This window comes from Phocaeicola sp. RTP21198st1_B8_RTP21198_201120 (assembly GCF_040929485.1).
In the GTDB taxonomy this organism is placed as follows: Bacteria; Bacteroidota; Bacteroidia; order Bacteroidales; family Bacteroidaceae; genus Phocaeicola; species Phocaeicola dorei.
In genome coordinates this window covers 240,512-266,105 of record NZ_JBCOCI010000002.1, presented here as the reverse complement: position 1 = coordinate 266,105, position 25,594 = coordinate 240,512, and the positions used below count along the sequence as shown (strand labels likewise).

General features: G+C 39.5%; 16 protein-coding genes and 1 pseudogene. 9 read left to right on the top strand and 8 right to left on the bottom strand.

Features of this window, described 5'->3' with window-relative positions:
• Window positions 1–82: 82 nt before the first annotated feature.
• Together AB5935_RS02460 and AB5935_RS02455 are read right to left on the bottom strand one after the other, a co-directional pair.
• The gene (locus AB5935_RS02460) at window positions 83–2,743 is read right to left on the bottom strand and encodes a PL29 family lyase N-terminal domain-containing protein (protein ID WP_120053624.1); all 2,661 of its coding nucleotides are present in this window, start codon (window positions 2,741–2,743) and stop codon (window positions 83–85) included.
• A 61-nt stretch (window positions 2,744–2,804) separates the two neighbouring features.
• A pseudogene (locus tag AB5935_RS02455) lies at window positions 2,805–3,068 on the bottom strand (helix-turn-helix domain-containing protein); the annotation flags it as partial.
• A gap of 268 nt (window positions 3,069–3,336) precedes the next feature.
• Here AB5935_RS02455 and AB5935_RS02450 point away from each other — a divergent pair.
• From AB5935_RS02450 to AB5935_RS02440, 3 genes are all read left to right on the top strand, one after another.
• On the top strand, window positions 3,337–4,947 hold the full coding sequence (locus AB5935_RS02450; RefSeq protein ID WP_038612155.1) for an ATP-binding protein: 1,611 nt from the start codon (window positions 3,337–3,339) through the stop codon (window positions 4,945–4,947).
• Window positions 4,948–5,244: 297 nt separating this feature from the next.
• Window positions 5,245–6,240, top strand: coding sequence for a fimbrillin family protein (locus AB5935_RS02445; protein ID WP_038608474.1), 996 nt, complete (start codon window positions 5,245–5,247; stop codon window positions 6,238–6,240).
• Complete coding sequence (locus AB5935_RS02440) at window positions 6,237–7,553, top strand: FimB/Mfa2 family fimbrial subunit (RefSeq protein ID WP_038608477.1); 1,317 nt, start codon at window positions 6,237–6,239, stop codon at window positions 7,551–7,553. The genes AB5935_RS02445 and AB5935_RS02440 overlap by 4 nt, the downstream gene beginning before the upstream one ends.
• Window positions 7,554–7,680: 127 nt before the next feature.
• Here the strand turns inward: AB5935_RS02440 and AB5935_RS02435 are convergent, their stop codons facing one another.
• Complete coding sequence (locus AB5935_RS02435) at window positions 7,681–9,294, bottom strand: VapE domain-containing protein (RefSeq protein WP_007847646.1); 1,614 nt, start codon at window positions 9,292–9,294, stop codon at window positions 7,681–7,683.
• 450 nt (window positions 9,295–9,744) lie between these two features.
• Window positions 9,745–10,023 carry a hypothetical protein gene (locus AB5935_RS02430; RefSeq protein ID WP_007847648.1) on the bottom strand — a complete coding sequence of 93 codons (279 nt, stop codon included), beginning with the start codon at window positions 10,021–10,023 and terminating at the stop codon, window positions 9,745–9,747.
• 299 nt (window positions 10,024–10,322) lie between these two features.
• Here AB5935_RS02430 and AB5935_RS02425 point away from each other — a divergent pair, with 299 nt between their 5' ends.
• Complete coding sequence (locus AB5935_RS02425; RefSeq protein WP_007841811.1) at window positions 10,323–11,633, top strand: ATP-binding protein; 1,311 nt, start codon at window positions 10,323–10,325, stop codon at window positions 11,631–11,633.
• Between the two features lie 279 nt (window positions 11,634–11,912).
• On the opposite strand, the gene AB5935_RS02420 is transcribed toward AB5935_RS02425, so the two are convergent.
• On the bottom strand, window positions 11,913–12,113 hold the full coding sequence (locus tag AB5935_RS02420; protein ID WP_227216432.1) for a hypothetical protein: 201 nt from the start codon (window positions 12,111–12,113) through the stop codon (window positions 11,913–11,915).
• A gap of 402 nt (window positions 12,114–12,515) precedes the next feature.
• On the opposite strand from AB5935_RS02420, the gene AB5935_RS02415 reads away from it, so the two are divergent.
• A complete protein-coding gene (locus AB5935_RS02415) occupies window positions 12,516–12,743 on the top strand; it encodes a helix-turn-helix domain-containing protein (protein ID WP_373873948.1) in 228 nt (75 codons plus the stop codon).
• A gap of 61 nt (window positions 12,744–12,804) precedes the next feature.
• Window positions 12,805–15,405 carry a PL29 family lyase N-terminal domain-containing protein gene (locus tag AB5935_RS02410; RefSeq protein WP_038608483.1) on the top strand — a complete coding sequence of 867 codons (2,601 nt, stop codon included), beginning with the start codon at window positions 12,805–12,807 and terminating at the stop codon, window positions 15,403–15,405.
• A gap of 293 nt (window positions 15,406–15,698) precedes the next feature.
• Here AB5935_RS02410 and AB5935_RS02405 read toward each other — a convergent pair whose 3' ends face one another.
• The 3 genes from AB5935_RS02405 to AB5935_RS02395 form a co-directional block, all read right to left on the bottom strand.
• Window positions 15,699–16,814 carry a clostripain-related cysteine peptidase gene (locus AB5935_RS02405; RefSeq protein ID WP_032934427.1) on the bottom strand — a complete coding sequence of 372 codons (1,116 nt, stop codon included), beginning with the start codon at window positions 16,812–16,814 and terminating at the stop codon, window positions 15,699–15,701.
• A gap of 88 nt (window positions 16,815–16,902) precedes the next feature.
• Window positions 16,903–20,019: a PL29 family lyase N-terminal domain-containing protein gene (locus AB5935_RS02400; protein ID WP_120053420.1), complete on the bottom strand. Its 3,117-nt coding sequence runs from the start codon at window positions 20,017–20,019 to the stop codon at window positions 16,903–16,905.
• Window positions 20,020–20,067: 48 nt separating this feature from the next.
• Window positions 20,068–20,559: a helix-turn-helix domain-containing protein gene (locus AB5935_RS02395; RefSeq protein ID WP_195593477.1), complete on the bottom strand. Its 492-nt coding sequence runs from the start codon at window positions 20,557–20,559 to the stop codon at window positions 20,068–20,070.
• Window positions 20,560–21,154: 595 nt separating this feature from the next.
• Between AB5935_RS02395 and AB5935_RS02390 the strand changes: the two genes are divergently transcribed.
• The 3 genes from AB5935_RS02390 to AB5935_RS02380 are packed head-to-tail and all read left to right on the top strand — an operon-like array spanning window position 21,155 to window position 25,593.
• The gene (locus AB5935_RS02390) at window positions 21,155–21,934 is read left to right on the top strand and encodes a 4Fe-4S binding protein (protein ID WP_007834423.1); all 780 of its coding nucleotides are present in this window, start codon (window positions 21,155–21,157) and stop codon (window positions 21,932–21,934) included.
• Window positions 21,934–23,061, top strand: a complete 1,128-nt coding sequence (gene mnmA / locus AB5935_RS02385; protein WP_008653979.1) for a tRNA 2-thiouridine(34) synthase MnmA — start codon at window positions 21,934–21,936, stop codon at window positions 23,059–23,061. The genes AB5935_RS02390 and mnmA overlap by 1 nt, the downstream gene beginning before the upstream one ends.
• A 3-nt stretch (window positions 23,062–23,064) precedes the next feature.
• On the top strand, window positions 23,065–25,593 hold the full coding sequence (locus AB5935_RS02380; RefSeq protein ID WP_038612152.1) for a M1 family metallopeptidase: 2,529 nt from the start codon (window positions 23,065–23,067) through the stop codon (window positions 25,591–25,593).
• The last annotated feature ends 1 nt before the right edge of the window (window position 25,594 follow it).

Sequence of the window (25,594 nt, the reverse complement as noted above, 5' to 3'; positions counted from 1 at the left end):
TTTCTATTACTCTATAAAAAAAGAGTGGCTCTTTGCAGAGTCACTCTTTTCTATGTTTGGTTTACTCAAAATCAATGAAATATTATTCACCAACTTTCACTGTTACTTTCACTTTTTGGGTTAATGTATAACCCCAAGCATCTTTAACTGTTACAGTCATGTTTTCAGAAGTTGTTTCCTTCAAGTTCTTCGGGTATACAGTTACTGAACCCAAGTTTTTAGCATCTACGTAGTCAGAACCTGTTGCATCACATGTAAAGACATTCTCATTTCCTGTAGCAAAGTTTACAGAATTAATTTCCTTACGTTTCCAGTATTCAGGTGCTTTTGCGTCAGAGAAGATACTATAAACTTCATTGTTATAAGTGTACCCCTTGATATGAGAGTCATTAACTTTATAACCATCCTGTTTTGTAGCGGGAACAATAACTTCGCCACCAATAGCGGTTACTTTACCTTCGAGGATCGGAGACAAAACTGAAATCTTGAATGTGTAAACTTCATCTTTATAGTCATATACATTCAAATACTTAACATTTGTGATGTTTACAATCAATTCTTTGCCATATCCCTTTTGAGTTCCGTTAATTTCACTCTTTTCTACATCTTTCAAAGTGATAGTCCAAGTAGCAATATCATCTTTAGCAAGCTCTGTATCATTCAATTCAGCCAATCCTTCAGACCTATAATCATCAACAATTTTGGTCTCAGCATCAAGATTTGCTTTGAATGTACTAGTACCCAACTTGTTTGCCAAGTCAACGAATGCACCCTTCACGTTATAAGATGCAGCAACAGCATTACCGCCTCTATTAGCTTTAGCATCCATATAAGCATAAGCTACACCATCTACAAAGACACCTGGTTGTTGAACAAAAATGTGAGACATTGCAGGGATAGAGAATGTAATAGGTTGATATACTGTATTCAATACTTCACCGTTAACATCTTCAAAGTTAATCTTAACACGATAAGATTTAGTCAAATCCATCTTAGTGGTGTTAGATACCATAGAAACAGTAACCTTAGAAGTCTTTTCATCAAGTTCTGCCTTAATGTTACCAGCGTTGTTTGTTCCATCAGCAGCTACCCATTTGCCATCAGCATTGAAGTATTCATAAGTAATTACTAATTCATCAACATCAGCTTTCCACAAATCTACATTATCACCCAAGTTAGTGTACATTGGGTCTAATGAATTCTCAAATTTGTTGTTAGCGTTAGTTGCAGAAATTTCAATATTCTTGCTAGCCAGAGTCGTTACGTTAGCATAAGACTTACCAACCTTGAATGGAATGTATTCAGACTTAACTTCACCTTTCAATGTTACATAGTGAACTTGTACTTGGAAGTTGGCAACAGTTACATCATCAGGACGTTTATTTACAGTAAATGAAGTACCATTGACATTAGTAATGCCCCAACGTTGAATGGTAGCATTATCAATATGCAAGTGAGCGTCATAAACAGCATTATCAAAAGTGATTGCTACATCCCCTAAGCTGATTTCATTAAGCTTTTTGGATTGACCTGCTTCATTTTTCAATGCTTGCAATTCTGTTTTACCATATTCAGAATTTTGTGAACCGCTAACAGATTCAGCATTTACTTTATCAACCTTAGCAGTTAATTCCATATCGTTTTTTTTCTCAAATGATAAATCATACAGAGTTGCGAAACCGTCTTTTTCCTGCAGAGCAAATAAAATTGCTTTACCACCTTTTTTAAATTCATTTTCGTAATCAGCAGCTTTATCATAAGTAAGTCCTTCCTTAGCAGTAGCTGCGATAGTCCACAAACCATTACCAGAAATAGCTCTAACTAAAAGGTCATTACAAGCAACAGGAGCATCCAATGCGACAGGTGCTTCAGCAAGTTTTGAATTTACCAAAGAGAAAGTAAACTTACTAGCATCAAGTTTAGCAGGAGCTACACGTACTAAGAAGTTACTCTTTTCTAAAGTAGAAAGAACTTGTCCAGCAGCAAGTTTCTTAACACCTTCTTCTTTATTCCATTCTTTGTGTGCATCAGTCAATGCCTCAATGAATGTATAGTTATATTGGAATTTATTTCCTTCTGTTACTATAGAAGCAACTCCATCTTCAGACTCAACCAATCCTAACACCTCAATTTCAGTAATAACCACAGGAGTTTTCGGAAGTTTCACAGTAGTATAAGAAGAACCTGCTTTGTCAGCAGCCACATTCAAAGTGTAATAGTTACCTTCGTCTACTACATAAGCACTAGCTCCTTTTGCAGAGATACCTGTGTCAGTACCTACATATTCCTGCTTTTCTTCATTCCATTCATAAACCACCCAGTTTCCTGTAGTCGGGTCAATTGAAGGAGATTTTGCGTTGACGCCATTGGAAGAAGTACCGTTTTTACCTTCTGCACAGATACCAGTGTCAACACCATCAATCTTCCAATTCTTGGTAGTCGGATCAATAGTGATTTCTACAGCATCACCTTTATCACCCTTGTCGCCTTTAATCGTTTCAATCTTGTTGGTAGAATTATCATTCCAAGTGATGATAATGCCTTCACCATCTTTGGCTACATTAGTAACATATTTGCCACCTTCTACTTTTGTCTGCAAAGCATCCAATTTAGACTTCAAATCGTTCAACGTATTGTCGATACGATCGATGTCATCATCATAGTCTTTACAAGATACAAATGTTCCTGTCGAAGAAACCATCAAGGCTCCGAACAGGATTGCACTTAAAAATTTTTTGTTCATAATAGAAAAACTTTAAATTTATAAATTTAAAAACTCAAAATGTTTATTGTTATAAAAGGACTTAATTGCGTTGAATCATAAAAGGATTCCGACTCTGCGATATATATTGCAGGGGAGTCATGCCAACTACTTTTCTGAACGCCACATAGAACACGCTCTTGGAGGCGAACCCGCAACGGCTGAAAAGCTCATTCACCGGGCAATCTTTACCGTCCAGCAACTCCTTCGCGCGAACCACCCTGTAGGAATTTATTAACCGCTTGAAATTGCATCCGAAGTAGTTGTTCACCGCATTACTCAGGTAGGTCGTATTCGTGCCGGATACAAAAAAATATGTATAACACTGACAAACAATGATATAGCAAATTCAGAAGAAGAAGTATATCTTATTGCAGAATAGATAGATTCTAAATACTTTTCAAAGTATCCTTTAAAGGACAGAATGCCAATATATATGGACAGAAACAGGCGATTATCCATTAATAGGAAACGGAAAAACTTGTCATAAGCAGAAAAAACAAATCCTTTATTTGCTTTGTTTGTCATTTACTAATATCTTTGTTTCATCATTCATTCTAGAACCGCAACAAAATATGAAATACCCTATTGGAATACAGAGTTTTGACCAAATCCGTGAAGATGGCTATGTATATGTGGATAAGACCGGCTTGATTTACAACTTGGTAACACAAGGCAAGACTTATTTCTTGAGCCGTCCACGCCGTTTTGGCAAAAGCCTGCTGGTAAGTACCCTTGCCTGTTATTTCCAGGGACGCAAAGATTTGTTTGCCGGACTGGAAATCGACGGATTGGAAAAAGACTGGTATGAGTATCCTATCTTTCGTATAGACTTTAATGGAGGACTGTATACACAATCCGGAATTCTGGAGGCTACCATTGAAGGCTATTTAGGGAACTGGGAAGATATTTATGGCAAGAATCCCAATTATACAACCATAGGAACCCGTTTCATTGAAATACTTCGTCGGGCTTATGAACGGACAGGGCGGCGTGCGGTAGTTCTGATTGATGAATATGACAAACCTATTCTGGATGTATTAGATACGGAAGCTTGTTTTTATGATGATTATGGAAAGCAAGTTCTATTGGAGAACCATAACCGGGAAATATTGAAATCCTTTTATTCTACCTTTAAAGGAGCCGATCAATACTTGAGATTCGTATTGTTGACCGGAGTAACAAAGTTTTCCCAAGTAAGTGTTTTCAGTGGATTTAACCAGCCTAAAGATATCAGTATGGATGAACGGTACGAAGCCTTGTGCGGTATCACCCAGAATGAGCTGGAAGCATTTTTCGAAGAACCCACCATACAGTTAGCTGCTAAATATCAGTACACAGTGAAAGAAATGAAGGAACTTCTCAGACGGCAATATGACGGATATCATTTTGGAGAGAGGATGACCGACATTTACAATCCGTTCAGCATTCTTAATGCTTTTGACAGTATGGCAATTCGTGATTACTGGTTCTCTACAGGTACTCCCACCTATTTGGTTCGTCTGCTGCAACACAGCCGCGAGCAGATAAACGAACTTGCCGGACGTTATTATGTTCCTTCTTTGTTTGTGGATTATAAGGCTGATGTGGAACAGCCTCTACCCATGATTTATCAGAGCGGATATCTCACTATTAAAGAATATAATAGACGTATGGGAACTTATCTGCTCGATTTTCCCAATAATGAGGTGCGTAAAGGGTTCTTGTCCGTATTGGCAGCACATTATTTGAAACCCGGAGGTGGAGAGGTCAACAGTTGGATTATCGATGCTGTTACTTGCCTTGAGCAAGGGAACACCTCCGCTTTTTGTGATTCTCTGACCGCCTTTCTTGCAAGCATCCCGTATGACTCTCACACTTCCTTGAAGGAATTGGATATGACTGAGAAACATTTCCAATACACTTTTTATCTGATTCTCCGTTTGATAGGAGTTTATTGCCGTGCAATCCATTGTGAGAATCGCCAGAGCTTCGGACGAGTGGACTGCATATTGGAAATGGACGAATATGTTTACATTTTCGAATTCAAGATGGACGGAACAGCAGAGGAGGCTTTACAGCAAATAGCAGAGAAAGGCTATGCCCGATCTTATTTGACCGATAACCGTAAAATAGTCTGTATCGGGGTGAATTTTTCTTCCCTTACACGTACTGTAGAAGAATGGAAGGAGATAATTTACAGGTAAGATTTAGTCATAGTCAGCCTAAAGCGTTAAACAAAAGATTGCCTTCCACTATTTTTTATGGGAATATACCGGTAAGAATGTTCATGCTGTTGCCGGCATAACACATTTAATTTTCATCTTTTTATCATTTTATTTTTCTTTTTGCTAAGAATGAATTATTTTCGCAGCCGAACACAAGTTTAATTTCTTACCGACAATAAGCAGACATGCTTTAATCCTCGACCAATTCAACTTGTCCTCATTTTAATTTTAACGGATAAGCTGATGTTTTGTCCCTCACTATTATAAAATAAAAGAATGAAAAGATCATTGTATGTATCGCTATTGACGTTCATGTGCTTCTCTGCCTGCCAAGGTAGTGAGGAATTAGAGCAATCACAAGAAAAAGAGTACACGGTATCCATTATGGCAAGAATCGGGAAAACAGTTTCCGGAGCACGCTATTTGCAAGATAATGAAAATGCCATCGCTAGTTTTAGTAAAACCGATGATATAGGTGTTTTTATGGACAATGACAGCGCCGTCTGCTGGATATTCGATGGAACTTCCTGGACTACAGAAAAGAGTGTCTTTTGGAAAGATAAAAACCAGGAACATACTTTTTACGCATATTATCCCCACTCCGGTTCCAAAGCCGAAAGTAAGGAAAATATAAAAATGCCTTCTCTCGACAGCCAGAACGGGACTTGGGAAAATATTGACCAATATGACTTTCTAGTAGCATCCAGGAAGCTTTCCTACGATACCGACCTTGGCAATGTGGCCTTTTCGGGCGATTATTCATTTAAGCACGTTTTGTCACTATTAAAGATAAACATAAAGGGTGAAGGAGATATGGCACAGGCCGTTATTGACAAAATCAGACTTGAAGGAAATGGGTTGACGACCCAAGGATACTACTCCTTTGAGACGAACAGCATCACCATCAGCGAAACTCCCAAGGAAACCTTCCAGATTACTCCGTCACACACCATGAACAATCAGGATGTTTCTTTTTATTTTATCCTGAACGGGGGCGAGAATGACGGAAACATTGATCCGAAAGCTGTGAAAAACCATTCTGTTAATCTCACCATTGAATATACCCGTAACAACAAATATTACATAACACGACGAGACGACCTGTCTCCGGGCTTATTGTCCGGATGTATTCATAAATACAATATTGTAGTAAAAGACGGAAATGTAATTATAACGGGAGGAAGTATTTCGGGTTGGACTCCGGGAAATGAAGAAGAGGATATAGTTATAAATGGAGAAGAAATAAACCCACAAACAAATAATATGTTATGAATTATAGATTAACCGAATTAAAGGTGCTTCTGTTTCTATTGCTGCTGTCTGCTGTTTCTTGCCAACGCCCGATGTATGATGAAGAAGACGATGAAGACGGAGTCTCGCAAACAAATCTTCCTTTAAAGATATCTGCCAGGTCTAGCGGAGAATCCCAGATTAATTATCCGGCCTATATCTATGCGTTTGCAGAGGACGGCAGCTGTTCTGCCAGTCTGAAAATGACAGATAACGCCCAGATTGAAATGAAGTTACCTCCTGCCCGATATACTATTGTTGCAATAGCCGGTTTGGGAGAGGAATATATCGTTCCGAAAGATCCTAGCCTTGATGATGTAATTGTTATGAAAGAAAATAACAGAAGCTCACGCGCGCTAATGATGGGCACTTCAACTGTGACAATTGCCAATAAGAAAAATATATCTGTTTCTGTAACCCTCTATTATGCTGTATCTTTAGTCAATATCAGTTTGGAAGATATACCGGCAAACGTTAAAAAGGTGAGTTTGCAGATTTCGCCTTTATATTCTTCCCTGTCGTTTACAAGGGAGTATTCCGGCAAAGACAAGAGTACGGAAATTATTTGTGAGTCTGAGCCGGGTGGAATCTGGAGTGCAAAGCCTTTTTATATTTTTCCGGGGAGCGGCTCTCAGACTGTTTTTTCCATAACCTTGGAAGATAATAGTCAGACAAAGACGTTTGGATACACTTTCAAAGGAAAGCCGGAAGCGAACGTGCCATTGAATATCGGGGGTAGCTATTCGGGTGATGTCACGGTAGGGGGCAGTTTGATATCAGGTGAATGGAAGGCTCCGGTAGACATCAAATTCAATTTTGGCGGTGCTGATGAAGGTAATGGCGGTAGTGAGCCGCCTCCCATTAATCCGGATCTTTCCGGGCTACCCGAAATTGGCGGTATCTGGAACGGCGGTATTGTAGCTGGCATAGAGAATGCAAGTTCCACAGGGGCGGATATTTTGTTGATGAGTCTGGATGAGTGGAGTGGATTCGCTTCCGATGTGCGGAATATCATACAGGAGGAGGAAGCAGACGGATGGCATCTTCCGACTGAAGAGGAGGCAAAAGTATTGCATAAGACGTTCAGCGGATCATCACTGGATGAACTGAATGAAACCATAGAGGGATTAAGAAACGGAGACCCGTTATTGGATATTGAGAAACGGTATGTATATGATCATAACGGAAGCATATATGCATTCGGATTTAAAACCTCATCCAAATTTTTACAGGCGGGGAGTACGGTGAAATACAAAATACGTTTGGTATGCAGCGCTCATTATGATGCCGGATGACCCATTCATATACTAGAAAAGGGCATTCACACTTCTTGACAATATATGCTTGAGAGTGTGAATGCGTCTAATCGACTTCCATACCGGGAATCTCATTTCCATAGATAAATTCTCAATTAATTGAAAGTTAACATTCTACCACCCGGTATACATTTCCTTTGGTGGTATGTACCCGTTCGCCCAGCTGGGGCAGGATACGGCTCAGGCTGTAAGCGGTCATCCCTCTCATGATCGAAGGATGGGCTGCCTTCATACGTTCAAACAGCTGGGTGGCGGAGAGGCTAAGCACTTCCTGCGGATTGTCCTCTTCTGTAGCAAAGCGAAAGCAAAGGCGGAACACCTCTTCTTCGGGTACATGCTTGTAGAATAGGGCATTATGTTGCTGTATAGTCTGTTCCTCTTCTTTATTGAACCAGCTTCGTTCACCGGATAGAAGTTCTGTTTTAAGCTGGGCGTACAATTGCTTATGCTCTACGGACGTGGTGCAGTCTATGGCATGTTTCAGACTGACGCAAAGAAAGCGGCGTGAGCCGGTGCGGTCTACCAGCAAATCCTCCCGGTTGCTGGTGCCGATGAACGAGGCAATACGGGGAAGCGATGAAGCGCTGTGTTTGTAAGCCTTGCGGATATTCAGTGCGGAGGCTTGCATCAAGTTCTTCAGCAAAGGCATTTTGGATGCACCTAGTTTGTCGAATTCATCCAAGTTGATTAATCCGTAGGCGGCCAGCTTGGCTTCGGCGGATGCCGGGGAACTTAGGTCATAACTTTCCGTGTAGTAGGATTTCAGCGTATCGGGCATCAGCAGACGGCAGAACGTACTTTTCCCCAATCCCTGGCGGCTGCTCACCAGCAGGGGAGCCACACTGTTGGCGCGGTTGTTATCCGGATTGAGCTGCATCCATTGAGCGGAGAGTCCCAGCATCCAACGGTGGAAACCGTTCACCCATATCGGGTCGTCGGACACCCTGCGTGCCAACGCGGACACCCGGTCCGTGCCGTCCCATTCGGGAAGCTGCTCAAAATAGGCAGTAAAGGGATGGTATTCACTGATGCGGCGTGAGCGCACAAAGCGTTGAATGTCCCTGTCCCAACAGTCTATGCCCGTTTCAATAGCCTCCAGACTTAGTGAGTTCATCCATCGTTCGTCCACCTTGGTGTAACGCAGATGAGTATCGGGAATGTTGTTTTCTACACTTGCTACTTCAGTTTCTTCAGTAAGCACATTGAACCGGAAGCGGTAGCGGGAGGTGAGGAAAGCGGTCACTTCCTGCATCAGGGTATGTGATTTCGCTTTCTTGCCAGTATCTTCTGGGGAGGTTGGTCCTGCTTTTTTCTGAACATCTTTTTTCAAGTGAGCGGAATCCTTCTCTGTTTTTTCAGTTGAGACTATCGGATGTATCCGAGAATCGTCCATACTCCCCGGCAGGTTATCCTTACCGTTTTCAGTGAGAAGAACCTGTGAGTCGGCCATCTCTCTTACTCCTTCTTCGTCCGACACGATGTAGTGGTAACTGCCCGTGGAAGCATTCCCGTCGGTGCGTGGAGTCCAGTTCAATGCCAGAACTACTTGGCCCTCGCGGATATCCAGCGCCAGACGCACGCCGGGTATAGTCCGGCAAAGCGGCATCAGCCCGTTGAGAGCGGATACGAGATCACGACGCGGTGTTCCGTCAATAGGAACAGGGCTTGACAGGAATTTGCTTCCGAAGAAGACTGTTTTGAGAGTAGCGAATACATTCATGAGTTACTTTTTTAAGTTTGGCAAACTACAAATATACAACATAAAAAGGCGTTTGTCAAGAGGGGGCGGAAATATGGCAGATCTTGGTGCAAAGTTCAATGAAACTTGGTACAAGATATGGTGAAACTTGATACAATATATACGTACAGGCCTACACATTACTAACGTTACGGTTCATACGTTACTAATGTTGAGGCTTGCACGTTACTAATGTTTATTGTTGAATAAGCCGACATGTTTTTAAAATATACCTTCAGGTTTTAAATATACATCTTCAGGTTTTTAAAAAACAACAATACGTTTAAAAAAAACGTCAGCATGTTCCGTGTACAAAGTTGCCGTGTTCTGCGTACAGGCCTATCATGTTCCGTGTGCCAGCCAAGCTTGTTCATCGCATTACTTCCTTGTTAAGCCGATATGCTTCCTTCTCCATTCATCCTGTCATTTTATTTAAGACATACAGACGATCAGCTGGTTAAGGTTGAAATTACTTCCTCTCACTCCCGTTTCAGCCGTATGTTTGTACCCTTTTACGGAAAGGTGTGAAAGAACGGTAGGAAAGGAGAATGAAAAGGCAATGACAGGATGTCCCTTCATAGCCGGAACGCCTATCGGCAGGGTGTTTCGACGGTAGATGAAAGGAAGAAAGAAACAACCGGCTTTTATCGCTGAGCCATTCAAGATTAAGAGAATCTCAGAATCCCGACATGCTAATAAACAGATAATCATCAATGTTTTGAGCCTGATTTATGATCGGTATGAAAGATTTATATTTTTCAGACTATGTAACAATAATCCTCCCAGCCTTTCCATTCTCAGGATACATTGTTGCTTCATACAGATGAAAATGAGATTCCGGATAGCTTCTTCTTCCAGTTTATCAGGTCCGATAATTCTTTTCAGCTTTTTTTTCAGATAAATTATATCACAATTCTTGCTGCTCCAAATAAACAAAAGTATATTTGCAAAAATAACCATGGTTATTATAACCGTTATTATTTTTATAAACAGCTAAATGTTAACAATATATGAATTTCTTTGGCAGAGAAAAAGAATTAGAAATTCTCAGAAGAGAGGAAGAATTGTCCGCATCATCGGCACGGTTCACCATAGTCATGGGCAGACGCCGCATCGGCAAAACCAGTCTGATAAGACGGAATTTTCAAGGTAGGCAATGCCTTTATATATTGGCGAAAAACGAGGCGGAAGCTACCTTCTGCAGTTCTATACAAAGACAGATACAGAGGGAACTTGGTATATCCGTTTATGGCTCGGTACGTTCTATGCGTGATATTTTGGATATTCTTTTTTCGTATGCCACTCAGAACCAGCTGAATCTAGTGATAGATGAAGTACAGGAGTTCTTTTATGTACGCAAGAGTATTTTTGCCGACATGCAAGAATTATGGGATAAATACAAGTCGGATATGAAAATAAACTTCATTACTTGCGGCTCCATTTATTCACTGATGAAAGAACTGTTTGAGGATAAAAAATCGGCCATGTATGGACGGATGACCAAGCGTCTGGACTTGCAGCCGTTCAGCATAGCAACACAGAAACAGATTCTAAGGCATTATCATCCTGCTTATACTCCGGCGGATTTACTTTGTCTTTATATGCTGACCGGTGGGGTAGCAAAATATATAGAAACATTGATGGACGAAGGTGCTTTCAAGAAAGAACGAATGCTTACTTGCTTTACCAATGAATACATGCCTTTTCTTACAGAAGGGAATGATTTGATCAATATGGAATTTAGAAAAGAGGGAGCCGTTTATTATTCTATCTTGAGCTTGATAGCTGACGGGAAAAATACATCCGGTGAGATCGACTCAGTTTTAGGTATCACCACAAGTGCCTATCTGCGCAACCTTGAAATCAATTATACCCTTTTGAAGAAGATGCGTCCCATCTTTGCGTCTGAACGGAGCAAGGGAGTCAAGTACAAGCTGAATGACAATTTTCTGCAGTTCTGGTTCCGCTTTATCTATCCTAACCTTGATTTGGTGGAGAATCACCGGTCGGATTTATTATTGGATATTGTAAAGAAAGGATATGATGTTTATTCCGGTTTGGTATTGGAGCGATATTTCCAACAAAAGTTATGGGAAGAGGAGCGTTTCACGATTATAGGAAACTGGTGGGATTCAAAAGGAGAAAATGAAATTGATATCGTAGCTGTAAACCGTATTGACCGTACAGCCCGGATAGCAGAGGTAAAGATTAACCGGAATAAAATATCTATGCCGGTCTTGAAAGAAAAATCCCAAAAACTTATAGGCGAGTTAAAAAGATATCAGATAGAATATACAGGCTACTCATTGGAGGATATGTAAGATACGGAATAAAGGCATTCACACCCCTATTTTATGGTACGCCTATCAGCTGGGAGATACACAATGGATTACAACATGACACGTTTGGAATTGTATATCAGTTCCATCGCTTTTTTCAGGAACCTTCCGGAATAAGAAATCTTACCCTGGGGAAGCTTCATGCCGCTTTCCCTTTATAACGACAGGTACAGTTCACCAATGGGCATTTGTTACTGAAATTCCTCATTGACCGGCTTTTTAATAACCCAAACCTAATTGCCACAAGGGTATGACATTCATTTATCCGGCTTCTTCAATGTACAGGCTATAATCTTCAATATTATTACGGCTGGCGCTCAATATGGCGGCAATTTCAGATTCCAAAGTATGGTTGATAATCTGTTGCAATCGCACATCGAAATCATCTTCCAAAACGAAAGGATAATAACCTCTCTTTAAATAATTAGTAAAATATACCAAGGGGCGGAAATCTTTCGGCAATTCGACTTTGTGTTGCAGGATATCTGATAAAGAATAAGTATTGATGGAAATACGGTGAAACAGTTGGAGATATCCCTGAAAGAGAGGCTCTGCATTTGATACATAACGGTACGGCGGCTTAAATCGGCCCCCCTTTTATCTGCACACTCTTGCTGTACATATATTTGCTTATTTTGCACTATTAAGGTGCATTTTGAAATAATAGAAAACCTTTCCTATCTTCAATAAATGTAATTATTCGTGCAAACTGTCCTCCGTTGATAATATATAAAAATTTATTTAGACCTTCTATAGATAACCAATAGACAGAGTAGTTTTTTATTTGGTAGTTACATTGTTGATTTATAGTGATATAAGTATTCTTTTGTTTTCGGCACGAATACGACCTACCTGAGTAATGCGGTGAACAACTACTTCGGATGCAATTTCAAGCGGTTAATAAATTCCTACAGGGTGGTTCGCGCGAAGGAGTTGCTGGACAGTAAAGATTGCCCAGTGAATGAGCTTTTCAGCCGTTGCGGGTTCGCCTCCAAGAGCGTGTTCTATGTGGCGTTCAGAAAAGTAGTTGGCATGACTCCCCTGCAATATATATCGCAGAGTCGGAATCCTTTTATGATTCAACGCAATTAAGTCCTTTTATAACAATAAACATTTTGAGTTTTTAAATTTATAAATTTAAAGTTTTTCTATTATGAACAAAAAATTTTTAAGTGCAATCCTGTTCGGAGCCTTGATGGTTTCTTCAACAGGAACGTTTGTATCTTGTAAAGACTATGATGACGAAATCGATGAGATCAACGCTACGTTGACCGATTTGAAATCTCAGCTGGCAGCTTTGCAGACAAAAGTAGAGAATGGTGATTATGTAACAGGTATCACCAAGACTGCTGATGGCAAAGGAATGACTTTTACTTTCTCTAAAGGAAGTACTGTAACCGTTACTTTGGATGTAAAAGATGGTGAAGCTGGTGCTCCTGGAACTCCGGGTAAAGATGCTCAGCAAGTTACTGTTGATGAAAAGACTGGTGAATTGAAGATTGATGGTAAAGGTACAGGTATTTTCCCTGCCAAAGATGCTGCAAAAGCTCCTGTCAAAGCAGAAGGTGGATATTGGTACACTTTGAATGAAAAGGGTGAATATGAAAATACAAATATCCCTGTATCTGGTATTACTGTTACTGGAACTGAAGCTACAGGCTATACATTGACAGTATATAGTGCTGATGGTGAAAAGGTTATCAAATTACCGACTGCCTCTTCTACAATTACAGAAATCATGATTGGCGATCTAACATTCGGAGCTGTTACCACCACCTCTTCTGCAACTGGGCTTGATTGGGGCTATAAGAGCAATGGAAAGATTGATTGGAAAGGACCCAAAGGAAATATTGCAGCCAACCAGTTGATGATTGGACAAATAGCACCTGCTGAAGGATTATTATCTGTTACTCCTGCCAGTGTGGATTTATCAGGCATGACACTTGAATTAATTGACACAAAAGGTGATATCGCTCCCGTTAATATCGTTGCCACTCCGAATAGTACTGATGGTGCTGCAACCGCTCCTAGAGCTGCTGCAACTAATGGTAAATGGAATTTAGCTATCACTTTGAAGAGTGATGTTACTAAAGATAATATTACAAAAGTATTTGGTGCATGGGATAATTCCACCTATAATGCAAAATTGTACGCTTTACGTATTAATGGTAAAGTTTATACCGATTATACAATTGCTGTAAAAGTGGCTAAAGATAATGCCATTACAAATGCTACAACAGTTGGAAATGGTATTACTTTGAGTACAACTAACCTGAAATCAATAGGAAACAATCATAACAAAGCACTGGACAACAACAGTAATATTGAAGTACCTGTTGGCTCTTCATCATTAGTTTGCTCAGATTCTAAGTTCTATGATGGTTACATTGCTTTTGAAGGTACTCAGACAGCAAAAGCTGAAAAGTTAGGCGTTTCTGCTAATGGTATGAATCTGTCTATTAAAGAATCTGCAAAAGCAGAAGAAGTGATTGCTACTGTCCATATCATGAGTGTTGACGGAAAGGAAACAACCAAAAACATAACATTGAAGATTGGTGGTGTCAAATCTGATGATACTCAAACTATCGCCGCTACTACTTATGAATTAGGTTTGGATGACAGCGGAGATTTAAATGCTATTGTTGTAGATTTGAAGGATGCCTTCTCTAGCTTGTCTGCTGCTAATGCTGAAGAAATTAATAAGTTAACTCAGATTACTGTTGAAAATGTTAAAGATCAAGTTAATTTCTTGGCAAATGACTTGACTTCTACTAATGTAACATTCTATACTGATAAGGATGGTAAACCTGCTGATAAATTTGTAGATGGATCAGCAAATAATGGTGAAGTAGTATTAGCTAACTCAGATGCTCGCAATATCCGTTGGATGAAGATTGCCGTAAATGGTAATGTTAATGCTAAGGCTAAGCCAGGTAACTATAATTTGACTTTGACAATCAAGGATCAAAAATCAGGTACTGCCGTTAGCACAATCAAGACAGTTACAATTCCTGTAACAGTTGCTCTGCCTGCTTGGGATAAACTGTTCAAGAACACAACTGCTTGGGAAGATGGTAAGTTTGTTGCCCGTTTGACAGCTTCAGTTGCTAATACACCTGTGGTAAACTTCACAAGAGCATTCCTTCCCAATACAAAGGCTGCTGTAAATGATATCAAGTTGGCAATTGACAAAGTGGATAATAAGGATGTTATAGCAAACCAATCAAGTGCTTCTGTAACTCTACAGAATATCCAAAATACTAATAAGACTTTGAAAGTTAATGAATTGGGTGTTGTAGCTTCTTATACATTTGGAGGTGTAAATGACTTGACTGTTAAGTCTTCTAAGTTCACTACTAAGATCATGTCTATCTTTGAAGGTGCTAAGTTGGTTTACTATACTAATAATGTAGCTGGTGCAACTGCTAAGGTTGGTGCGGACTTTACTATCGCTAAACTTACTACTGCTAATAATAAGAAGAATGGTTTGGCATTACAGTATGGTAAGGGAGAATCTGCTGTATGCAATAGCATTCCTGCAATCGAAGGTGTAACTGTTCAAGAATCTAATTCTACTGCTGCAGACAAAGTTAAAGTAGCTTATGGCGTAGACGGCTTGAATAATGTTACTGCCGTTTCAGATAGCGAAGGTATTAAATTGGTAAATACCCAAATCGGTGATAAGGGTACTTTAGTTCTAACATTCACTGACTTCGCAGGCATTGTGACAACCGCTACAATTGCATTCGAATAATATTAAAATTGGTATATAATATAAAGGGGCTGTTTTTCAGGGACAGCCCCTTTTAACTTATAGAATAACTATCTTAGTTATTTATTTCTTTGAATAGTAACATCAATGTTTAGTAATAATTTCTTCTGTTAATTCTATTCCTTTGAGCTAATAATTTTCTGTATATTATAATAATTAAATTGTATTCTATTGATGTAAAAAAGTAGTAGATCTTTATATATGTCTTATCTCTTTGAACTGATAAAAGATTTCTCCCCAAATGTCATTCCATAGAAAGTTATCCTACATATTCTCTAATGTGTATTAGTATCTTTATACCATTGTAGTTTTGTATATTCCTCATTTAAGTCATTAAGTTCTCTCTGCATGATAAAAGTGGTCATACCTGAAAATGCTGTGATAGGGAATGTTCCTTCTTCCGTAGCATAAAAAGGAGTATTTCTTTTGTAAACCACACATTGGCTGATACACTCTTGAAGTGCATTGTATGTATTTTCATCTGATAATGATTGATAACATTGAGCGAAATCAAAAAAATAGAATGGGGCTTTTAAAACTCCATCATAATTTTGAAGGTTACCGACCGGGAGGAAAGAACCAGATATTTCTGTATTGATCTGTCGTATCAAATTCGCTAAATTTGATAATCCGGCAGTTTTTATTATGCTAATGGTAGCAGAACGTTTATCGCCTTCCATCAAATTCCAATAATGAAAATAATTTTCTGCAAATCTTTGCAAATCAGCAGTTTCTTCAAGCAGACAGGATATGCTGCCGGCATAGATAGGAGTGAATCCCGGAGATACTACTGGGGCAGAGGAAGCCATGATATATGCTGCTTTATTTCTTAATTCATAAGCCACCTCAATACCTGCCATATTACATGCTTCAAAGATAATGAATTCAAATAAATGGTCTGGAAGAGCCATGGCAAAATCTGTTATTTCCATTTCATTATCATTATCAATGATGATGGACCGCGAGCCATTGACCAATGTATGTGAAGGAAGCCAGCCACTGCCATGGGAAAACACGATTAAACCGTAGCTTTTAGCAGGATAAAGCCGAGTTACGTCATTTATAACTCGTTTAAGTACTTGGGGGGAGGCTGAGTTTTCTTGATCATAGGTATGTATGGTAATATAGCCTTTCTCACTTTTTCCATCAATTTCCATCAATCGTGGAGAGTCCTTAAATGGTGTATCCTGATACACTATTATTTTTCCATCTGTTCCGTCTTGCCATCCATTTTTAATTTGAACAAGTTTGTCATAGGTTTCCGCATCAAGATTATTATCTCCTCCCAGATAAACCAATAGTGTCCGTGCAGGTAAAACAACGGGGGTGTCATTTTCTTTATGACAGCCACATACTAATAACAGAAAACAGACAGCATATATATACTTCATACACAATATAATTGGATAAACGATTGTAAAGACTAAAAGAGGGGAACATTTTGCCCCCCTCTTTTTAAATAAACAATGAGCGTATTAATTACTTATCATTGTGCTTTTTAACCTGAATTTGGATAGTTCCGACAGAATGTCCGAGATCTCCCTTCCAAGTATGCTCGCAGATACCGCCCCACTTGTGATTTACACAAACTTCTACATCAATAGTAAACGGTTGGGCAATATCTTCACCATTGTTAATCCATGTGATAGTCTGCTTAGTATTATCAAGCTTGATCTTATTCATGTTTTCAGCATCCAATTCACTTCCATCAGCAAAGTATGCCTTAGAAACCTGGAAGTTAACTGTTGTATTGACATCGAATACGTTGTTGGTAACTACCAGTTTTTGTGACCAGCCTGCATTATTACCAGTTTGAACCAAAGTATTATTCTCAGCCATATCTTTGTGGTCATAGATAACATGGTTGTTATTGAATTGTGCCTGAGCACCTTCAGACCACAGATAATCTGACAAGAAGAATGCATCCTTCAATGATACTGTATTTTCAGCTTCTTGGTACTTGTCATACAAAGGACCTGCTTCGTAAGCGTGGAATACCATCGGAGTTACAAATGCAACTTCAAATTCATCGATAACCACTGTAGAACGTCCATTTTCAGGAGCAGCAGCACCAGTATAATTAGTAGTATGATCTTTAGCCCAAGGAGTATTGTTTACCATATTGATAGTATCGCAAGAGAAGTTATTGTAATCTTCTTTAGCATACTTGTTATGAGCATTGGCTTCCTTGTTGCAAGTACCATACAATCCGTCAACATCTTCGTTGAAGCTTACTACAGCACGCATTTTGATCTTCTTCAAATCTTTAGCGTCAGCAGCATTGATCCAAGCACGTCCTGCGTCTGTTGCTTCCAAGGCGATATACCACTTATTGTCTTTACCTTGATACAAACGAATACCGGAATTGTGACCGTCAGCTATCTTAGATGCATTATTATGCTGGTCAACCAATTCGAATGACAAGGTAGCTCTAGCCCAATCCTTATCATGAGTCTGACCCTTATAAGGATTATAGTTGATCAAATCGAATTCGTCATTCAATGCTGCAACCATTTCATAAGTTTTAGGAGCATCAAAGTTATCATATCTACCGTGAGCAATGAAGTAAGAATCATCTACCCAGTTCAACTTGGTCTTTTCAGGAGCAACCACATTCGGATACTTCACATTGATAGTATAAGTAACATGGATGTCAGGTAATCCCTTATGATCAGCATTTGGCTTGTATGTACCCTTAACAGTGTAAACGTCGTGATCGTCATGACGAGAGAATGCTGTATTCTTCACTGTAACGAACAGCTGATTATATTCTTCAGGAACAAAATTCGGATCTAATGAATAGTCTTTATTATCTTTTCCGTCCCATGCATATACAGCGTGTTGTTTAGCCTCGTCTGCTGTCGCAAATTCAGGAACAAACTCATAAGTCTTACGGAATTCGTCTTTGCTCAACTGTACATCTTTATGGTTGAATATCTTATCCATATCCATATCAAGAACTTGATTGATATGTTTCAGAGTGACATCTTTTGTTTCTGTAACATTAATTTCAGGAACAACTGTCTTGCGTACAATGTGAATCTTGATGATTGCTGTTTTAACTACATTACCATTGTCTTCACCCGGTGCTACCAGTTTCACACGAACAATAGGAGTTCTGTCTATAGCAGCTGTGTGACTGGCATCAGTTTCTGCACCCCAAATCGGGTCCGGAGTTTGTTTTACTGTAGCAACACCATCTTTGGTAACTTCCAAGTAACGTTTAGTCTGGTTAACACCATCATAGTAGAAGTCAACCGGTTCAAACACCAATGAATAGTCATCAAAACCATTATCCATCAAAGGATACTGAGCATCTTTGGCTTTTCCACTACGGTTATCAAAGAAAGAAGTTACGATATCTCTTAAATCTTTTGAATGTCCATCGCCCGTGTAATTCAGTTCTACAACAATACGGTTTGCATCATCTTTAGATTCAGTATCTCCCTTATATAACTGGTTTTCAGCATTGGCTTCGAACTTGGCTTTATCTGCTTGATAAGCTTTTAATTTAGCCTCTTCAGTACCAGTCGGATTCAAGGTGTTAAGATAATATTCATCTTCGATGAATTCTCTATAATTTACCTTGTTAGGAGCAATTGCATTTTTAATCTGAGCAGGAGCGTTAGTTTGGTCAAATGCATCAGCGACTTTAACCAAATGTACGTTCTTCTGCAAAATTACTTCATGCTTGGCGGGAACAAAATCAGAATGAACGATTTGGTCATTGTTCTTAATTCTCAATGAATATACTGTTCTTTCGTCCAGATTAGATTGCTCAGCAAAAGCCCAATCCTTTACACGGAAGTTTAACATACCATGTCCTTCTTTATAAGAATCAACGGTGATTTTTCCATCAGTGTATAGCTTTTGTCCGGCATTGAACAATTCCCAATTCTTGTTATTTGTATTGTAGTTCCATATTTCAGCAGTATCACGAACAAATCCTACCACTTCCATATCCTTGAATGATACGCTGTTAGGATTTACCTGATACTTCACGTCTGCCTTACCTGAGTAAACGATTTTAAATGTATTAAAGTTACTTTCACTCCAATCTGCACCTGCAATCTCTGTTTTACCTGCCACACTATCAGTAACGATGGTAGGGAAATGGATTCTGGCAGCTTCACCTTCAGAAAGGAAAGTAGGGATAAACTTAACTCCGCTAACTACAGAAGTAGCTTTAGGCATACTGATAGTCTTTTTAGTGCCATTAGCGTAAGTAATAACTAATTCATAAGCTGACTCACCTTCTTCTACTGATACTACATAATCATCAGCAGAAGTACCCGGAGTACCTGGTTTGCCTGGTTCACCTTGTTCTCCTTTTGCACCATTGTATAATTTAATGGTCTCTCCATCACTGAATTTGATTTCATAACCACCATTACCATCAGTGAACGGAGTACAGCTTTCGACATATTTGCCTGAGCCTACTTTGTCTTCAAGGGCCTTGATTGCATCTTTCACATTGGATATTTCTTGATCCAAGCGGTCGATGTCGTCATCGTAATCCTTACAAGATACAAATGTTCCTGTTGAAGTGACCATAAGGGCTCCGAACAGGATTGCACTTAAAAATTTTTTGTTCATAATAGAAAAACTTTAAATTTATAAATTTAAAAACTCAAAATGTTATTGTTATAAAAGGACTTTAAATCTTTTTCCGCGTTTGGATGGTGCTTTATATAGAAACTGCAAGGGAGATGCGCCGACCACTTTATGAAATGCGGCATAAAAAACGCTTTGGGATGCAAACCCACACTTCCTAAAAAGAGAACTGGTTGAATACGTACCCTCTAGTAATAAGGACTTTGCATACTCAACACGATATTTATTAAGAAGCTGCTTGAAGTTGCATCCGAAGTAGTTGTTCACCGCATTACTCAGGTAGGTCGTATTCGTGCCGACTATTGAACTAAACTTTTCTAAAGAGAGCTTTGAATCCAAATATACTTTTCTGATTTCTAGGTTATACAAAATGCTTTTATAGATCTCAAAATCAACTTTTCTTCCGGGCGCTCCTTTCTCGGAAGACAGTGTATTCCACTGCCGTTCTGCATCTTTAAACAGCTTTTCTTTCTGCGTTATAGTAGAAAGCTCATTGCTTTGCGTTTGAAATAGAGCATCCATATTTTAGTCAGTTTCTATAATAGCCATAATTTCATCGGACAAAAGTACCCATTTTACTCTATTCTGCAAGACTTTCCACTAAAAATCTTTATAAAATACAGGAATATTTTAAGAAATAGGAATATCTATATATTCTTTACCTCACAAACAACTATAGAAAGCCTTAAAAGCCTATTAAAGTCAGTAATTACTTTCATTATATATCTTATATATAATAGTATAAATACATCGACAAAGCAAGGTTTATAACAGATGAAACGCACTTTATTCTCTATAAAAAGAAAAACAAAAATCTAACATTCTCCTTTTATATAACATCTCAAGTCAGTAAGGATTAACAATCATCACATAAAATCATGTCACTTATTTTCCGGTTAAAAAATCTTTTAATCGTCCTAAACAGGGGCTTTTTATTGTTCACAACTAAGTATAATTTAACCTGTATAATCTATTATATCACTTCTATTAACCAAAGGTATAGAATACCATTTTACCAATCATATTTTACACCCATGTTACAATAATCTTCGATATCCTTGTACATCTTATCTATATATTTGGTTACCTTTGGACAAAAGTCACTATATTTGCGTTTATGAAAACATATACAAGCAATCACATCATATTTTTTTCGCCTACACATACGTCCGCGAAAATAGCCCGTGCCATCGGAGGAAGTATAGGTATGGGCAAAAGAATAGAAATAGATCTCACTACAGATGAGAATAGTAGTCCGATAGAAATCAAAGATTCTATCACGATCATTGCAGTTCCTGTGTATGCAGGAAGGGTAGCCCCAATAGCATTGCAACGGCTACGAAGATTAAGAGGCAACAATGCTCCGGCTATTTTAATCACTGTATATGGTAACCGCGATTACGAAGATGCACTAGTCGAATTGAGAGATGAAACTATTCAATTAGGGTTCACTCCACTGGCTGCCGGTGCCTTTATTGGTGAACACAGTTATAGCCGTCCTAACATGCCCATTGCGGAAGGTCGTCCGGATATTACCGATTTACAGACTGCGGAACAATTTGGGAAAGACTGTCTGACAAAACTGGAGAAAGATGAAATATTATCCGATTTTTACATAAAAGGAAATATACCTTATCGCTTTGTAGGCCCCTCTACTCCTGCCGCTCCAGTTTGCACAGAAGAATGTTTTGCCTGTGGCGAATGTATCGAAGTATGTCCTACTCATGCCATTGCTTTAAGCGATGAAGGAAAAATAGAAACAGAGATTACCAAATGCATCAAGTGCTGCGCTTGTGTAAAAGAATGCCCTAATGGTGCACGAGTTTTTGATACTCCTTACACTCCCATGCTGCACCAAAAATGTGCGGCACGCCGTGAACCTGAACTATTTATATAATGAATAACAGAGATAAAAGAGTCTTGGTAGGAATGAGTGGCGGAATAGATAGCTCCGCCACTTGCATCATGCTGCAAGAACAAGGATATGAAGTGGTAGGAGTTACCATGAGAACGTGGGATGTCCCTTCCCGCTTTTCCACCCCCGGTCAAGATGAACCTGATGATGTGCTGGAAGCAAAAGCCTTGGCAGAACGGCTGGGAATAGAACACCATGTAGCTGATGTGAGGAAAGAGTTCAAACAGATTATTGTAAAACACTTCATTGATGAGTATATGCAAGGAAGAACTCCCAATCCTTGTGTCCTTTGCAATCCGCTATTCAAAGAGCGAATTCTCTGTGAATGGGCGGACCAAACGAATTGTGCTCATATCTCTACCGGGCATTATTGCAGACTGGAAGAACGGAAGGGAAAACTGTATATCGTAGCGGGAGATGATCAGACAAAAGACCAATCCTATTTTCTATGGAAACTTCCTCAGGAGATACTTCAACGTTTTCTCTTTCCATTGGGAACTTATACCAAGCAGGAAGTACGGGAATATCTCCGACAAAAGGGATTCGAAGCGAAGGCTCGTGGAGGTGAAAGTATGGAAATCTGCTTTATAGAAGGGGATTACCGAAACTTTCTGCGTTCGCAATGCCCGGATATTGACACCCAAGTAGGACCGGGATGGTTTGTAAATAGTAAAGGAGTCAAGATAGGTCAGCACAAAGGCTTTCCTTATTATACAATAGGTCAACGGAAAGGGTTGGAAATCGCTTTGGGGCATCCTGCATACGTTCTACGCATCAATGCAGAAAAGAATACAGTCATGTTAGGGGACGCCGAGGAACTTAAAGCAGAATATATGTTGGTAGAAGACTATCATATCACAGAAATGCAGGATTTACTACAATGCAAGGACTTGTCAGTACGTATCCGCTATCGCAGCAAGCCTATTCCATGTCAAGTGCTCGTATTAGATGAAAAACAACTATTGGTCCGTTTCCTTTCCGAAGCATCCGCCATCGCTCCCGGACAATCAGCCGTTTTTTACGAGGGGAAACGAGTATTAGGAGGTGCATTCATAGCTTCACAGCGCGGCATCCGAAAAATTGCAGCAGATAACCAAGATAAATTTTAGATGATGAAAACATATATCGGATATCTTATTGTCATGTGCAACTTATTATTATGCAGTTGCCAACAGACAACAAGCAATCCTCGTTTCTACGACGAGGGCGTATCGCAAGAACTGGCAATACTGCGCAAACAGGAGATTAAAGAGTTGAAATATAAGCTATATTTCTCCATTCCTGAACAAAAATCAGTTCCGGTAAATGGAGAGATTGCCATTGAATTTAATCTGGATGCACCGCAAGAAATTATTCTCGACTTCAGAGAAAAGCCTGAAAAAATAAAATCGGTATCCGTCAATGGACAAACTGCCCGTTATGAATTCCATAACGAGCACATCATCCTACCTGAAAAAAATATAGTAGAAGGCAAAAATAATATCACTATCAAATTTATTGCCGGCAACCAGTCGCTAAACAGAAATGATGAATTTCTGTATACGCTATTAGTGCCCGACCGTGCCCGTACCTTATTCCCTTGTTTCGAACAGCCGAATCTGAAAGCCACATTTTCCCTACGACTGGATATACCAACAGCATGGAAAGCTGTTTCCAATACCTATATTACTAAAGAAGAAACAAAAGGCAACTGCAAAACGGTAACTTTTGCCCCAACTGAACCATTAAGCACTTATCTCTTTTCCTTTGTCACCGGTAAATTAGAACATCAAGAATATACAGAAGGCAATCGGAAAATCTCAGCATACTACCGCGAAACAGATTCTAAAAAAGTAGCCCAATTAGATACCATCTTCAAACAAGTGACCGCTTCGCTGAACTGGCTGGAAGAATACACCAATGTCCCCTACCCTTTTGCCAAATACGATTTTATTATCTTGCCGGGATTCCAATATGGAGGTATGGAGCACACAGGCGCCACCTTATATAATGACACGCAAATGTTCCTAAGCGAAAATCCCACTCCTGATGAAGAACTTCGCCGAACCCAATTAATCGCCCACGAAACCGCTCACATGTGGTTCGGCGATTTAGTAACGATGAACTGGTTTGATGATGTCTGGACTAAAGAGGTATTTGCCAATTATTTTGCAGCTCTGATTACCGAACCATTATTCCCACAAGTCAATCACCAGCTGAATTGGATGAAGACTTATACAGCCGCATCCTTGTCAGAAGACCGTACACCCGGAACCACTGCAATCCGGCAACCGCTAGATAACCTTCAAAATGCAGGATTAATTTATGGACAGATCATTTATAACAAAGCCCCTGTCATGATGGTAAAACTGGTGGAATTAATGGGAAAAGAAGCATTTCGGGAAGGGATTCAAGAATATTTAAAAACTTACGCTTACGCCAACGCTACTTGGGATGACTTGATACAAATTCTAAACAGTAAAACAGAGCAAGATCTAACCGCTTTCAGCGATGTATGGGTAAACCAAAAAGGAATGCCGATAATCAATTTCGAAGTATCCGGCAAACAGCTGACCATACATCAGCAAGACTCATATCAAAGAGGATTAAACTGGCCTCAAAAATTCAATATCACCCTTTGCGGAACAAGAGACACAACGATAGAAGCTAGCCTGACAGACAACTTATGCCGTATTACGTTACCCTTTACCCCCACCCGTATTTTGCCCAATACGGACGGAAGAGGATATGGTTTGTTTATTCCTGACAACAACAGTCTCCACTGGCTGCTGGAACATTGGCAAGAAATAGACAATGAAACAACCCGACAGGCAGTTTTAATGATGATGCATGAAAATTATCAAGCAAAAAGAATTCCGAATACTACATGGATGAATGCATTACTCAACGGAATACATTGTGAAAAGAACCCGTTGATAGCTTCGACATTAACCAATTACTTGTCCTCTCCTCTGCAAGAGACATCTTCGGTAGAACGTGATAAAATAGAAAATGAGCTTTATAGACTCAGCTATTCTCATCCGATTCCTTCTTGTCGCATCCAGTTATTACGCCTTCTAATTACAGAAACAGCAAGTCCGGCTATGATTCAGTGCCTTTATTCCTTATGGGAAACCGAAAGAGTCCAACAATTAAATGAAAAAGATTACACTACATTGGCCTACGAACTGGCCTTGCGTATACCTGAACAAGGAAAAGAAATACTTAAGACACAGCGCCAACGCATCCACAATCCGGACCGTCTACGTCAATTCGATTTCATATCACGTGCGATGACTGCCGATACTTTAAAATTGGACAGTTTGTTCCAATCTTTATTGCAAGCGGAAAACAGAAGGATTGAGCCCTGGGCAGCTACGACCTTAAGCTATCTGAATCATTCTACAAGAAAGGATTATGCGGTGAAATATATCCGTCCGGCATTAGAAGAACTAACAGAGGTTCAACGTACCGGAGATATCTTTTTCCCCCGCAATTGGGTCGGGGCTTTATTAAGGAATCACGATAGCGAAGCGGCCTACAAAGCAGTAGAAACTTTTTTATCGGTTTATCCCGACTATTCTCCTTTATTAAAGAACAAAATACTGCAAGCGGCTTATCCTCTCTACAGGAAATATGCAGATAAAGAAAAAATAAGCTGAA

Excerpts from the sequence above, each read along its gene's own strand:
- AB5935_RS02460 (WP_120053624.1), bottom strand. The coding sequence starts at position 2,743 with ATGAACAAAAAATTTTTAAGTGCAATCCTGTTCGGAGCCTTGATGGTT.
- AB5935_RS02450 (WP_038612155.1), top strand. The coding sequence starts at position 3,337 with ATGAAATACCCTATTGGAATACAGAGTTTTGACCAAATCCGTGAAGAT.
- AB5935_RS02445 (WP_038608474.1), top strand. The coding sequence starts at position 5,245 with ATGAAAAGATCATTGTATGTATCGCTATTGACGTTCATGTGCTTCTCT.
- AB5935_RS02440 (WP_038608477.1), top strand. The coding sequence starts at position 6,237 with ATGAATTATAGATTAACCGAATTAAAGGTGCTTCTGTTTCTATTGCTG.
- AB5935_RS02435 (WP_007847646.1), bottom strand. The coding sequence starts at position 9,294 with ATGAATGTATTCGCTACTCTCAAAACAGTCTTCTTCGGAAGCAAATTC.
- AB5935_RS02430 (WP_007847648.1), bottom strand. The coding sequence starts at position 10,023 with ATGATTATCTGTTTATTAGCATGTCGGGATTCTGAGATTCTCTTAATC.
- AB5935_RS02425 (WP_007841811.1), top strand. The coding sequence starts at position 10,323 with ATGAATTTCTTTGGCAGAGAAAAAGAATTAGAAATTCTCAGAAGAGAG.
- AB5935_RS02410 (WP_038608483.1), top strand. The coding sequence starts at position 12,805 with ATGAACAAAAAATTTTTAAGTGCAATCCTGTTCGGAGCCTTGATGGTT.
- AB5935_RS02405 (WP_032934427.1), bottom strand. The coding sequence starts at position 16,814 with ATGAAGTATATATATGCTGTCTGTTTTCTGTTATTAGTATGTGGCTGT.
- AB5935_RS02400 (WP_120053420.1), bottom strand. The coding sequence starts at position 20,019 with ATGAACAAAAAATTTTTAAGTGCAATCCTGTTCGGAGCCCTTATGGTC.
- AB5935_RS02395 (WP_195593477.1), bottom strand. The coding sequence starts at position 20,559 with ATGGATGCTCTATTTCAAACGCAAAGCAATGAGCTTTCTACTATAACG.
- AB5935_RS02390 (WP_007834423.1), top strand. The coding sequence starts at position 21,155 with ATGAAAACATATACAAGCAATCACATCATATTTTTTTCGCCTACACAT.
- mnmA (WP_008653979.1), top strand. The coding sequence starts at position 21,934 with ATGAATAACAGAGATAAAAGAGTCTTGGTAGGAATGAGTGGCGGAATA.
- AB5935_RS02380 (WP_038612152.1), top strand. The coding sequence starts at position 23,065 with ATGAAAACATATATCGGATATCTTATTGTCATGTGCAACTTATTATTA.